The following is a 12,549-nucleotide window of genomic DNA, read 5'->3' on the forward strand; positions in this document are numbered from 1 at the left end:
CGCCCGCGGGTGAGAAAAGTGCGCGGGCGCTCAGCGCCCGGCGACCTGCTCGCGGATGGCATCGAGATATTCGTCGTAGGTGTAGCCAAGCCGTGAGAGCCAGACTTCTTGATAGGACGGGTGGAGGAGTGGGAGCACCGTGACGCCGAGACCCGGGCAGTCGATGGGCGTGAGCACCGCATCGAGAAACCCATCGAGGCGGCGTGATTCCATGGCGAGAACGGTCTTCGTCGCGTGTTTTCCAGTCGTCAAAACGGCACGCGGTTGGATAGTCGAAAGCTCGGTTTCGAGGTGCGACCGACAGGCTTCGAGTTCCACCTCGGTCGGCGCGCGATTCGAGTCACCATCTTTCGGGTAGCACTTGACCGCGTTCGTGTAGTAGCACGACTCAGCGTAGCCGAGGGCTGCGATGAGCCGGCGGACTTTCTGCCCGGAATGTTTCGACGTGTAGGCCATCCCCGTCCAGTTGCCGCCGCTCCACACGTCGGCGTCAGGGTCGCCCGCAGCGGGCGCTTCTCCGACGACGATGAGGTCTGCGTCGAGCGGGCCGTTGCCCCACGAGATGCACGTTCTGGCTTCGACGAGCGCCGGACAGCGCAGACACGTCGCTGCGAGTTCGTTACGCATCGCCGGGTCTGGAAACGCCACCATACGTCGGTGTACGTTCGGATGCGCGTTAACTCCTACAGGTGCAGTTCACAATCGTCGATAAAGCCCCGCAGAATCCGGGCTGCGTCCGTGTCGAAGCCCGCGGCAACCCCACAGGAGTTGCCCTGCGGTAAGTGTAGTACGACAGCATCTTCGAACAGTTGTACCGTCGCTCTGAGTGCGTCGTACGGCGACGACAACGTCGTCGTCCGTGTGATGTCGCCGCGAAGCTGTGCGACGATGTCTGGAACGTTCGTCTCACCAGTCTCCGCGGTCGAATGCAGATACAGCGTCTCGTCGCCGTCGTCGTAGGCCGCGACCCACGACAACGAATTTCCTGCCCGCTGGCGCAGAAATTCGACGAGTTCGAGCGGCTCCACTCGGACGTCGTGTGCGTAATTCAGCTCAGAAGCGATTCGCTCCGCAAGTCCCCCATCCCCCATCTCTGTGTTCATCTCCCCACTACTATAACAACTGGAAAGACTATCAAAGTAGCTGGAATATACAGATTGTCTGACAGTGTGGGCGGCGATTACTCGGTCAGCGGCAGGATGATGCCGAAAAACAGCGGCACGAGCAGTGCGCCGAGGACGCCAATCACTTCGAGGTTGAAAAACAGCGTCTCTTCCCACGCGGGCAGCGAGGCGTACAGCGCGTGGCCAATGAGTTCGCCGCCCGCACCGACCGCAAAGAGGCCAATGCTTGCCAGAAAGCCGAATTTCGTCACAACGGAATAATCAATCTTCCCGTAGCGTCCCATACCCGCAACTCGTCGGTCTCAAGCTAAAGTGTTCTGCGAAGGAGTGTGACATACCACCACGAAAAGTAGATAATAGCGGCACCGAGTTGTGTGGGTATATGAGAGAACTTATCGTCGATATGGCGGCTGAGTTGTTCGCGGTACTTATCTACGCCGTGAGCGCGGGTGCGATTACGACGCTCAGCCTCGCCGCTGAGTTCACGGGCATCGAAAACCTCACCACGGGTCACCTCACGATGGGGCTGTGGTTCGCGTACATGGGCCTCGTGCTTGGCTACCTCGGCATCGCGTTGCTCGGTCGCCAGAAGCTGCTGCCGGCGCTTTACGCCCTCGGAACGAGCGACAACTGAGATTGTTTGTGAAGAAGGGTGGCCGGGGCATCCAGCGGGCCACAGGCCGAACAGTCTAACCGATTCTCCTTTAATGCCTGAGAGGGTTCACCACTGTATGAGCAGGTTTGCTGACGTCGACGACCAGTACGACCCCGACGCCGTCGAAGAGCGGGTTTTCTCTTACTGGGACGACGTCGACGCCTACGAGCAGACGAAACAGCACCGAAAGGAGGCTGAGACGTTCTTCTTCGTCGACGGCCCACCGTACACCTCTGGGGCCGCCCACATGGGGACGACGTGGAACAAGACGCTGAAAGACGCCACCATCCGCCACAAGCGAATGTGCGGCTACGACGTCACTGACCGCCCCGGCTACGACATGCACGGGCTTCCCATCGAGACGAAAGTCGAGGAGAAACTCGGCTTCGAGAACAAGAAAGACATCGAGGCGTTCGGCATCGAGAACTTCATCGACGAGTGCAAGGAGTTCGCAGACGACAACTTAGAAGGCCTCCAGAACGACTTCAAGTCCTTCGGCGTCTGGATGGACTGGGACAACCCGTATCGGACGGTTTCCCCCGAGTACATGGAAGCCGCGTGGTGGGGCTTCAAGCAGGCCGCCGAACGCGGCCTCGTCGAACTCGGCAAGCGTTCCATCAACCAGTGTCCACGCTGTGAGACGGCCATCGCGGACGCCGAGGTGGAGTACGACGAAATCGAATCGCCCTCTATCTACGTGAAATTCCCCCTCCGCGACCGCGAGGGTTACCTCGTCATCTGGACGACCACGCCGTGGACCATCCCGGCGAACACCTTCGTCGCGGTCGGCGAAGAGATGACCTATCAGGCCGTGAAAGCGACGAAAGACGGCGAGAGCGAAGTGCTCTATCTGGCAGAGCCGTGTGTCGAAGGCGCGCTCAAGCAGGGCCGCTACGACGACTTCGAGGTTCTCGAAGAAGTCACTGGCGCAGACATGGTCGGCTGGGAGTACGACCACCCACTCGCCGACGAAGTGCCTGACCATGCCTCCTTCGAGGGTGCCGGACAGGTGTACACCGCAGACTACGTCGAAGCAGACCGCACGGGGCTCGTCCACTCCGCACCCGGCCACGGTCAAGAGGACTTCGAGCGCGGTGACGAACTCGGCCTCGACATCTTCTGCCCAGTTGCCGGTGACGGGACGTTCACCGAACAGGGTGGCAAGTACGAAGGCCAGTTCGTCCGCGACGCGAACGAGACCGTCATCGCCGACTTGGAAGCGAAGAACCTGCTCCTCGCTTCGGACACACACCGCCACCGATACGGCCACTGTTGGCGCTGTGACACGGACATCGTCTTCCTCGCCACCGACCAGTGGTTCATCACGGTCAGCGACATCAAAGACGAACTCCTCGAGAACATCGAAGACTCCGAGTGGCACCCAGACTGGGCCCGCGACAACCGCTTCCGTGACTGGGTGGAGAACGCCCGCGACTGGAACGTCTCGCGCCAGCGCTACTGGGGCATCCCCATCCCAATCTGGATGTGCGACGACGCCTCCTGTGGGCACCTGAACGTCATCGGCACGCGCGAAGAACTCGCAGCGCGCGTCCACGAGGACATCGACCCGAGCGACGTTGACCTCCATCGTCCGGCGGTTGACCCACTCACGATGTCGTGTGAAGAGTGTGGCTCTGACGCCCACCGCGTCCCCGACGTGTTCGACGTGTGGCTCGACTCCTCGGTCGCCTCATGGGGCACGCTCGACTATCCGTCTGAAACAGAGCAGTTCGAAGAGCTCTGGCCGGCAGACCTCATCATGGAGGCCCACGACCAGACCCGCGGCTGGTTCTGGTCGCAACTCGGCATGGGCACCGCCGCTCTCGGTGAGATTCCGTACAAGGAAGTGCTCATGCACGGCTTCGCGAACGACAAGGACGGCCGCAAAATGTCGAAATCCGTCGGCAACGTCGTCGAGCCACACGAGGCCATCGACCGCCACGGCTCCGACGCGATGCGCCTGTTCCTCCTATCTGTGAACCCACAGGGTGAGGACATGCGCTTCTCGTGGGACGAGATGGCGACCATGCAGCGCCACCTCAACATCCTCTGGAACGTCTTCCGGTTCCCGCTGCCGTACATGCGGATGGACGGCTTCGACCCAGAAGCCCAGACCGTCGCAGACGTGAATCTGGACCAGGAAGACCGCTGGCTCCTCTCCCGGCTCCAGTCGGTCAAGCAGACCATGGCCGCGTCGATGGATGACTTCCGCTACGACCGTGCCGTTGGCACGCTCATCGACTTTATCGTCGAGGACGTCTCCCGGTTCTACATTCAGGTCGTCCGCGAGCGCATGTGGGACGAAGCAGAATCCGACTCGAAGACGGCGGCGTACACGACGTTCTATCACGCCCTCTCGGAGGTCGTCGCGCTGCTCTCGCCGTTCGCGCCGTTCATCACCGAAGAAATCTATCAGAATCTCACTGGGGACGAAGGCTACGACACCGTCCACATGTGCGACTGGCCGGAGTACGACGAAGCCCTCCACAACGAGCAGTTGGAGTGGGAGATGAAAGTCGTCCGCGCCGTCGAAGAGGCCGGGTCGAACGCCCGCCAACAGGCAGAGCGCAAACTCCGCTGGCCGGTCACGCGCATCGTCGTCGACGCCGGTGACGACAGCATCGCAGAAGCGGTTCGCTCGCAGGCCACCCTTGTCGCAGACCGCCTGAACGCCCGTACCATCGAGGTCATCGACCCCGAGGAGTCGTGGGGCGAACTCCACTACAGCGCGGAAGCCGACATGAGCCTCTTGGGTCCGGCCTTCGGCGGCGACGCCGGAAAGGTCATGAACGCGCTGAACGAGGCGCGCATCGAAGTGCCGTCGCTGTCGGTGCTCGAAGACGCCGTGAGCGACCAACTCGGCGAGGACATTTCCCTCGAAGAAGACATGGTCACTTTCGTCACGAAGACGCCGGAGGGCACGAGCGCCGCGCCCTTCTCACTCGAAGGCGGCGCACACGGGACGGTGTACGTAGACACCACGCTCACCGAGGATATCGAGAGCGAGGGCTACGCTCGCGAAGTCATCCGCCGTGTCCAGGAGATGCGAAAGGAGATGGACCTCGACTTAGACGCCTCCATTCGCCTCGACTACGACATCGCAGACGAGCGCATCGCAGACCTCGTCTCGGTGCATCGAGACCTCATCGCAAACGAGGTTCGCGCCACCGACGTGGGCGCGGTCGAAGACGGCCACCGCAAGGAATGGGACGTCGAAGGCGTCACCATGACGCTCGCAATCGAGAAGGCAGACGCCTAAAACAGAACCATCGGCTCTGTTGGAATACGCAGTCGGTGATAGTTTTTCAAGACCGTGCTGAATAGAGGGCGCATATTCAGCAAAGGCGGTCGGGTCACTCCGGAACTTGACCCCATCTGCGTGCCTGCGGGATACTCTTATCAAATGCTGGTGTGTGGTGCGTATATGGCCCTCCAGGACACGCGTTCAATGGGTAAGTCGATACTTCGTCGGTACTGGACAAGTCGAGGCCTCGCGGTCTGGTTGGCGGTGACGTTCCTGGTTGTGGGATACGTATATCAAAGTGTCCTCGATGTGATCTCGGCCAGGATACTGCTGTTTGGGTTCCTTCGGGTTACGCCCCTCTTGCTGGGGGTGGTGTTGACACTTGTCGGTGGTGTTGTCTTTGCAGTATGGTCTGATCGGCCCAGGTATGCAGTCGGTGGGGTCGCGCTCGTGGGCCTTGCTGCCCTGCCGGTTACCCAACAACTCGGTTGTCCCGGCGTCGGCTGTTCCGGCGTCGAACACTTCCAGATATTTCTGGACTGGACGCTGCTTGGCCCGGCAGTGAGTGCCGGCTTCGGTGCTGGCCGTTGTGTCTATATCTGCCCCCACACTGTCCACCTCCTCCCCCTCATCCTCGGCTACCTCCTCATCGCTGAGGCGGTTACCAATACCACCTTCTAACAGTGGATTGCGGAGAACTTACCGTGCTGACTACACCCTCTACCTTCAGCAAACATCGTCTGACAGTACTCAGTCACTCGTCTTGGACTGTCTTCAAGTCAAGTCGTGGAGCAAACGATTCGTAGGTCTCGTCGCTCGAAACGATAGTGTCACCATCGGATTCCACGAGATGGAGTGCATCGAAAGGTGTGAATCCGTGGTCTTCGACGTAGGTTGCAGCTGCGACGACCGTATCCACGTCACCACGCACTTCCAGCAGGGACGCCGCGTTTATGATGACTCGTTCGGTGTCTCGCCCCTCACGATACGCAACCATGAGGAGTTCGATGAGTGTGAATTGAGACGTCCACAGTTCGTCCCGGTGGTCACGGTATATGGCCTCTGCGGCGTCACCAAGCCAGTCTTCGTCCTTGATCAGGGCAAGAAGGAAGTCTGTTTCTGCGTACATTCAGCGTCCAGCAGCGTCTAGCGCAGCGTTACGTGCGTCTTGGCGGAGTTCTTCCACTGTCTTCTCGACGTCCGCGAACTCAGAACGGAGCGCAGAAAGCGGATCATCCTCGACTGGAATCAACTTGATACCGTCGTGAAGTTGGACGATGTGATAGCGGTCACCATATCGCTCTCGGATCTCTTTCGGGAGCGTGAGACGGCCACGACCATCCAGCGTTGCCTCAGACATACGCTCACATAAGGTGGGTAGGGATAAGAATATTCCCCAAAAATCGACTGTTTACCCACTCGGAGGGGAGTCTCCCGTTTGCTGACTATACCCTTCTATATTCAGCACGCCAATCGGTCACATTCAGAGGGTTTCAACAGAGCCGAAACGTCAGTTTTCGAGCGCCTCGGCAATCGCCGGGGCCACCGTCACGCTGCTCACCGCGCGTTCGATGGTGTCCGTGCCGTAAATCGCTTCGACGCCGACGCGCGCGAGTTTCGTCTGGGCGTTACTGGCGAGCATCGGGTGGACGCAGGTGACGAAGACGCGATTTGGGGAGCGCCCCTGGAGGATTTCGATGGACTCGCTCATGGTCGAACCGGTGGCGATGATGTCGTCGACGAGCACCACGTCGCGCCCCGACACGTCGGTGTCGCTCGGGGTGATGTCCACTTCGCTCCCCGAGAGGCGCTTTTTGACGAAGTAGTCGGTGTCGCCTGTGCCGTGGGCGTCGCGCACGGATGCGGCGAGGTCGATGGCTCCCTCGTCGGGCGCGAGGAAGACGGGATTTTCGAGGTCTGCGGGCAGGGCGTTTGCGAGTTGCGGCGCGGCGTCCACGGAGGTACAGGGAACGGAGAAAAAGTCACAGAGAAGTTGTTCGTGCGGGTTGACGGTGATGACCCGGTCGGTTCCGGTGGAGATAGCGCGGGCCATCGCGCGGGCGGAGACGGGTTGGCCCGGTTTGAACGACTGGTCTTGTCGGCCGTAGCCCATGTACGGGATGACGGTGACGATTTCTGTCGCCCCGGCTTCGCGGGCGGCGTCTTGGAGTTGGAGCAGTTCGACGTGTGCGTCGCTCGATACGGTTGAAGAGACGATGATGGCGCGTTCAGCGTCGAAGTCGCCGACAGACGCGAGCAGTTCACCGTCCGGGAAGTGTTCGGTCGCGGACATCGCAAGTGGTTCGCCCAGCTCGGCTGCGAGTGCCGCTGCGAGCGCCTGCGACGCCGACCCACTGACAATCATAGTCGAAGGGTACACCCAGGGCATCAACCCATTTTCGGTCCCGCTACAGCACGCAGAGTGCGTGCACGTCACGCAGGCCAAGCGGGTAGGTGCGCCAGCCGTCGCCCGCATCGAGGAGGAAGGTTCCGTCTACCGTGGCCGCGTAGGTGGCCGCGTCGTAGGCTACATCAGCCACCTGTCCCGAGACGGGAAGCGAGACGGGTTCCCACTCGTCGTTGTGGGCGTAAAACTGGTCTGCGGTGGCGGCGTGCGCCCGGCCGTCTGCGGCGGTGGCGACCATGGAGAAATCACCGGAAAGCGCGTCCATCCAACCGTTTCCGAGATAGTAGAGCCCATCTGCGGTGGCGGCGTGGGGCGTCCCGTCGGTGCTCACGTCGCGCACCGAGGTGAGGCCGGCTTCGATGCAGTCTGCGGTGGTGACCTGACAGACGCCCGCGTCGGTGGCGACGAGGTTGCTCGAAATCGCGTTGATTCGGGCGTCGAGTTTCGCGATGACCGTCCAGCCGGCGTCGAAGCGCGCGAGCGTCCCGTCTGGAGCGCCGGCGAGCAGGACACCGTCGCTGAATCGGACGGCGGTTGCAGGGCCGAAGTCGGTTCCCTCGAAGTCGTCACCGTCGTGGAGCAGTACGTCTTCGTCAGTGGCGACCGCCACCTGTTCGTCGCTCGTCGCTACGTCGCGGGCGGTACACTGCGCGAAGAGTTCTATCTGCCCGACCTGTTCGCCCGCAAGAGAGACGGCAGCAACGCCAATGTCGGTGGCCGCGAGGACGACGGTCTTGCCCGTCTTTTCCCCAAACACTCGTTTTTCCTCGAGGCTTTGCATACCTGACACACGAACCGGCGGCAGTGAAAACGGTTGTGGAACGGGTCAGAACGCCATGATGACGAGCATGACGGCGAAAAACGCCGGGTCGCGGAGGACGAGTACGCCCAGTCCGGCGAACAGGAGTCCCGCGAGAACGAGGCCGAAGTTGACCATGCGCCGACTGCTCGCGGTGTCGTGTCGAATCTGAGACACCACGCTTCTTTGTACTGGTCGTGTGATAGTCGGGTATGGCAAACACCCCGACGTTCGAACTGTTCAAAGACGCCGCAGGTGAGTGGCGCTGGCGGCTCGTCGCCTCGAACGGCAACATCATCGCAGACAGCGGCGAAGGCTACCAAACCAAACAGGGGGCAGAGCGCGGGATTGAGAGCGTGAAGAAAAACGCCGCTCGCGCGAACATCGACGTACTCGATTGAGCAATCTATGCCCAATTCCGCAGAAAACAGCCGTTTGAGCGGTTCTTCCCCTCGAACAGGCGAACACCCGGAAAACCACCAATTCGAGGGGTTCAGCGCTGCTCGCTTCTGAAATTGGCAGGAACACCGATAGCTTGTGGATTATATACGAGACGCCCCTCGACACGGACGAGACACACTACTCGAGACAGACATGATACGCGTATCACCCGCGTGCCAGTGGAAGGCAGGCGACGAGGAGGAACGAATCGACAGATGAAACGACAAGCACTCGGTGCGATCGCAGCAACCGTCGCGCTCACGCTGCCGTGGGTCGCGGTGTGGCTGGGCGTGATTCCGTCGCTCTCGACGATGGCGACCGTCGCCGTGAGCGGCCTCGCCGTCCTCGGCGCGTCCTTCCTGCTCGCGTGGGGGGCAGAAACCGCAGAGAAAGACGTGCCCCGGGCGTTCGCCATCGCCATCTTGGCGGTGCTCGCCGTTGCGCCCGAATACGCGGTTGACGCCCTTTATGCGTGGAACGCAGGTGTGTTTGCGGGCACCGAACGCGGTATCGAAGCCGGGAACCTCGCCGTGGCGAACATGACCGGTGCGAACCGCATCCTCATTGGCCTCGGCTGGGCCGGGATTGCGCTGTTCACTATCTTCCGCAGTGGCTCTGACAAAGACCCCGCCGTCGAGCGTCGCAGCGGCTTCCTCACAGACGTCGTGAAACTCGACCGCGACATCGGCCTCGAAATCGTTTTCCTGCTCGCCGCGACGATGTGGGCATTCCTCGTCCCACTCGGCGGCGGCATCGACATCTTCGACATGGCATTCCTCGTTGGCCTCTACATCGCCTACATCCTCATCGTCCTCAAAGGCGACATAGAGACCGAAGAGCACGACGTGGGCGTGCCCGCCTACCTCCAAACATTCCCGAAGGGAAAGCGCATCGCGGCGGTCATCACACTGTTCGCGTTCTCCGGCTTGATGATTTTCACCGCCGTTGAACCGTTCGCCCACGGGCTTGAGGAACTCGGCACCTCCATTGGCATCCCGTCGTTCTTCATGATTCAGTGGATTGCGCCGCTCGCCTCTGAGTCGCCGGAACTCATCGTCGTCGCCTACCTCGTGAACAAGGCGCGTTCGACCGCTGGGTTCAACGCGCTCATCTCCTCGAAACTCAACCAGTGGACGCTCCTTATCGGGACGCTCGTGGTCGTCTACTCCATCGCGCTTGGCACCTACGGCGCGCTCCCATTCGACCAGAAGCAGTCGGGCGAAATCTGGCTGACCGCAGCCCAGTCATTCTTCGCCATCGCGCTGCTCGTGAACTTCGAGATTTCGGTGCGCGAAGCGATTGCCCTGCTCGTGTTGTTCGTCTCGCAGGTCGTCATCGAGTTCCTGCTCATCCGTGAGGCCATCACGCTCTCGATTTCGAGCTACGAACTCCTGCTTGCCTACACGGGGCTCTACATCGTCCTCGGCGTTGGCCTGTTCGTCGCCCGGCGGAGGGCCTTCCGCGGCATTCTCCAGCAGACCGCTGGCACGGTTGGTGAGGCGCTCGGAAGCGGGAGCAGCGCTCCGGTGAGTTCGGACGACTGAGAATCGCTTTTTCTAGTATCCAAGCGTCAGATATGCGAATCAGCGCGACGAAATCCACTTTCGAATCGCGCGATGTTCGATGATGGTAAATCCGAGGCAGACGACGAAGCCAGCGACCGTGTGCAGTTCCAGTCCTTCTCCTAACAGTAGAAAGCCAGCGACGCCCGCGATGACGGGGTCTAAGTACGCAAGCAGGGTCGTTCGGTTCGACCCAATCCGTCGGATGAGTTCGAAGTAGAGCACGTAGCCGCCGACGGAGACGGCCGTCCCGAGATAGAGCAGCGAGACAATCGCGCTCTGTGTCCACACGATATCGGAAGCGCGCTCACCAGCGAGGAAGCTCGTCGCGTAGATGCCGAGACCACCGAGCGCCATTACCAACGTCGTGTGGGGAACTATCTTCAAACCTCTCTCCAAGGCGCCGAGGGACTCAGCTGTTCGGCGTTTTATATCCCGACTACTAGTTTATCACCACGCTCGCAAGCTGCTGTCGAATCCTGCCCGAGACTGCCACACACCCGCCGGAGAACGTCGCAAGGCTTTCAATCCGCCCGTGCTACAGTTCAGTCAATGAAAGTATTCGGGTCGAGTGGCACCCGTGGGGTGGCGAACATCGAACTCACGCCCTCGTTTGCCCTGCGCGTCGCCGCGGCCGCTGGAACGGTCTGGAGCGCAGACCGCGTCGCCGTGGGCCGAGACACACGAACCACCGGACGCATGCTCGCAGACGCCGCCGCGAGCGGCCTTGCGAGCACCGGGGCGAACGTAGACCGCCTCGGTATCATCCCGACGCCGGGCTTACAGGCATATGCCGAGCGCGAGGGCGTCCCCGCGCTCATGATTACGGCGAGCCACAACCCGCCAGAGTACAACGGCATCAAACTCATCGGCGACGACGGCGTTGAACTCTCGAGACACCAACTCGAACGCGTCGAAGGAACCATTCTCGGCGAGAAGTTCGACAAGATTTCGTGGGACGAAACGGGAACCACCCGCGTCGTCGATGGGGCACGCGAGGCCTACGTCGAAGAACTCCTCGACTCGGTTAACCGCGAGGCAATCGCCGAGGCCAATCTGACCGTCGCGCTCGACCCGGGCCACGGGGCGGGTTCGCTCACGAGCCCCGACTTCTTCCGCGAACTCGGCTGTGAGGTCGTGACCGTAAACGCCCAACCGGACGGCTTCTTCCCCGGGCGCGACCCCGAGCCAATCCCCGAAAATCTCGCAGACCTCGGCCGCCTCGTCCGCGCAGCGGAGGCGGACATCGGCATCGCCCACGACGGCGACGCAGACCGCGCCATCTTCTACGACGAAAAAGGGCGCTACATCGAAGGCGACGCAACGCTCGCCGCACTCGCAGGGGCCGAACTCACGCCCGAAGACGCCACTGTTTCTGCGGTGAACGTCTCCCAGCGCCTCGTCGACTTGACCACCGAAATTGGGGCGACTCTCGAGCTCACGCCCGTTGGCAGTACGAACATCATCACGCGCATCGAAGAACTCCAGCGCGGCGACGTCCACGTCCCGGTCGCTGGTGAGGGCAACGGCGGCGTGTTGTTCCCCGACTACCGACTCGCCCGCGACGGCGCGTACACCGCCGCGAAGTTCCTCGAACTGCTCACAGACAGCACCGCGAGCGAGGTCGTAAAACGCTTCGAGGGCTACGAAAACATCCGGACGAAGATTCACTACGACTCGGACGCCGAGTACGACGCGATGCTGTACGCCGCAGAACAGCAGGCAGAGAAAGCGTCTGCGGAGCTTTCGACCATCGACGGCTTCCGTCTCGATTACGGCGATGCGTGGGTGCTCGTCCGACCGAGCGGCACGGAACCACTCATCCGCATCTACGCCGAAGCCCGCGGCATTCACCGCGCACAAGAGCTCGCAGACGGGATGTACGACGCGCTGATTGCGGCGAAAGCAGAAGCCACGGCAGACGAGAAAGAAGAAGCGGCTCAGTAAACCTCGTCCGGGTCGAACGCCTTTTCGCCGACCACCTCACCCGAGAGCGTGCGGTAAAAACAGGATTTGTAGCCCGTGTGGCACGCCCCGCCGCCGTCTTGCTGGACGAGGTAGAGCAGCGTGTCGCCGTCACAATCGACGCGAATCTCGGAGACGTGCTGGACGTGCCCGCTGGTTCCCCCCTTCTTCCAGAGTTCGTCGCGAGAGCGCGAGTAGTAGTGGGCGAGCCCGGTTTCGTCGGTTTTGGCGACAGCTTCTTCGGTGACGTAGGCGAGCATCAGCACCTCGCCGGTGTCGTCGTCCTGCGCGATGGCGGGGAGCAACTCGTTGTCGTCGAACGCGAGGTCAATCATAGTCGGGAGAAGGGAGG

Annotated in this window: 16 protein-coding genes; 6 read left to right on the top strand and 10 right to left on the bottom strand. The window is 61.4% G+C overall.

What is annotated here, in order from left to right:
* Window positions 1-30 precede the first annotated feature (30 nt).
* The 3 genes from V5N47_RS06750 to V5N47_RS06760 form a co-directional block, all read right to left on the bottom strand.
* Window positions 31-651 carry a uracil-DNA glycosylase family protein gene (locus V5N47_RS06750; protein WP_338730107.1) on the bottom strand — a complete coding sequence of 207 codons (621 nt, stop codon included), beginning with the start codon at window positions 649-651 and terminating at the stop codon, window positions 31-33.
* A gap of 32 nt (window positions 652-683) precedes the next feature.
* Window positions 684-1,103 (bottom strand): hypothetical protein, encoded by a 420-nt coding sequence (locus V5N47_RS06755; RefSeq protein WP_338730108.1) that lies wholly within the window; start codon window positions 1,101-1,103, stop codon window positions 684-686.
* A 77-nt stretch (window positions 1,104-1,180) separates the two neighbouring features.
* Window positions 1,181-1,408 carry a hypothetical protein gene (locus tag V5N47_RS06760; RefSeq protein WP_338730109.1) on the bottom strand — a complete coding sequence of 76 codons (228 nt, stop codon included), beginning with the start codon at window positions 1,406-1,408 and terminating at the stop codon, window positions 1,181-1,183.
* 98 nt (window positions 1,409-1,506) lie between these two features.
* Between V5N47_RS06760 and V5N47_RS06765 the strand changes: the two genes are divergently transcribed.
* The 3 genes from V5N47_RS06765 (at window position 1,507) to V5N47_RS06775 (ending at window position 5,704) form a co-directional block, all read left to right on the top strand.
* On the top strand, window positions 1,507-1,758 hold the full coding sequence (locus tag V5N47_RS06765) for a hypothetical protein (protein WP_338730110.1): 252 nt from the start codon (window positions 1,507-1,509) through the stop codon (window positions 1,756-1,758).
* A 97-nt stretch (window positions 1,759-1,855) separates the two neighbouring features.
* Window positions 1,856-5,038: an isoleucine--tRNA ligase gene (gene ileS / locus V5N47_RS06770; protein WP_338730111.1), complete on the top strand. Its 3,183-nt coding sequence runs from the start codon at window positions 1,856-1,858 to the stop codon at window positions 5,036-5,038.
* Window positions 5,039-5,203: 165 nt separating this feature from the next.
* Entirely contained in the window at window positions 5,204-5,704 is a 501-nt protein-coding gene (locus V5N47_RS06775) for a hypothetical protein (RefSeq protein WP_338730112.1), read from the top strand.
* A gap of 73 nt (window positions 5,705-5,777) precedes the next feature.
* Here the strand turns inward: V5N47_RS06775 and V5N47_RS06780 are convergent, their stop codons facing one another.
* From V5N47_RS06780 to V5N47_RS06800, 5 genes are all read right to left on the bottom strand, one after another.
* Window positions 5,778-6,152 (bottom strand): PIN domain-containing protein, encoded by a 375-nt coding sequence (locus tag V5N47_RS06780; protein ID WP_338730113.1) that lies wholly within the window; start codon window positions 6,150-6,152, stop codon window positions 5,778-5,780.
* Window positions 6,153-6,383 carry an AbrB/MazE/SpoVT family DNA-binding domain-containing protein gene (locus tag V5N47_RS06785; RefSeq protein ID WP_338730114.1) on the bottom strand — a complete coding sequence of 77 codons (231 nt, stop codon included), beginning with the start codon at window positions 6,381-6,383 and terminating at the stop codon, window positions 6,153-6,155. It abuts the gene before it with no gap.
* Window positions 6,384-6,533: 150 nt separating this feature from the next.
* Window positions 6,534-7,388 carry a ribose-phosphate diphosphokinase gene (locus V5N47_RS06790; protein WP_338730115.1) on the bottom strand — a complete coding sequence of 285 codons (855 nt, stop codon included), beginning with the start codon at window positions 7,386-7,388 and terminating at the stop codon, window positions 6,534-6,536.
* A gap of 43 nt (window positions 7,389-7,431) precedes the next feature.
* On the bottom strand, window positions 7,432-8,211 hold the full coding sequence (locus V5N47_RS06795; RefSeq protein WP_338730116.1) for a hypothetical protein: 780 nt from the start codon (window positions 8,209-8,211) through the stop codon (window positions 7,432-7,434).
* Window positions 8,212-8,256: 45 nt separating this feature from the next.
* Window positions 8,257-8,406 carry a hypothetical protein gene (locus V5N47_RS06800; protein ID WP_338730117.1) on the bottom strand — a complete coding sequence of 50 codons (150 nt, stop codon included), beginning with the start codon at window positions 8,404-8,406 and terminating at the stop codon, window positions 8,257-8,259.
* A gap of 35 nt (window positions 8,407-8,441) precedes the next feature.
* On the opposite strand from V5N47_RS06800, the gene V5N47_RS06805 reads away from it, so the two are divergent.
* Window positions 8,442-8,630, top strand: a complete 189-nt coding sequence (locus V5N47_RS06805; RefSeq protein WP_338730118.1) for an HVO_2922 family protein — start codon at window positions 8,442-8,444, stop codon at window positions 8,628-8,630.
* Between the two features lie 255 nt (window positions 8,631-8,885).
* The gene (locus V5N47_RS06810; protein WP_338730119.1) at window positions 8,886-10,214 is read left to right on the top strand and encodes a sodium:calcium antiporter; all 1,329 of its coding nucleotides are present in this window, start codon (window positions 8,886-8,888) and stop codon (window positions 10,212-10,214) included.
* 39 nt (window positions 10,215-10,253) lie between these two features.
* Here the strand turns inward: V5N47_RS06810 and V5N47_RS06815 are convergent, their stop codons facing one another.
* Window positions 10,254-10,589 carry an EamA family transporter gene (locus V5N47_RS06815; protein WP_338730120.1) on the bottom strand — a complete coding sequence of 112 codons (336 nt, stop codon included), beginning with the start codon at window positions 10,587-10,589 and terminating at the stop codon, window positions 10,254-10,256.
* Window positions 10,590-10,784: 195 nt separating this feature from the next.
* Between V5N47_RS06815 and glmM the strand changes: the two genes are divergently transcribed.
* On the top strand, window positions 10,785-12,179 hold the full coding sequence (gene glmM / locus V5N47_RS06820; protein WP_338730121.1) for a phosphoglucosamine mutase: 1,395 nt from the start codon (window positions 10,785-10,787) through the stop codon (window positions 12,177-12,179).
* Here glmM and hisI read toward each other — a convergent pair.
* Entirely contained in the window at window positions 12,173-12,532 is a 360-nt protein-coding gene (hisI, locus tag V5N47_RS06825) for a phosphoribosyl-AMP cyclohydrolase (protein WP_338730123.1), read from the bottom strand. The two genes, glmM and hisI, sit on opposite strands and share 7 nt — an antisense overlap.
* Window positions 12,533-12,549: the final 17 nt, after the last annotated feature.

This window comes from Haladaptatus sp. DJG-WS-42 (genome assembly GCF_037198285.1).
Lineage (GTDB): Archaea > Halobacteriota > Halobacteria > Halobacteriales > Halococcaceae > QDMS2.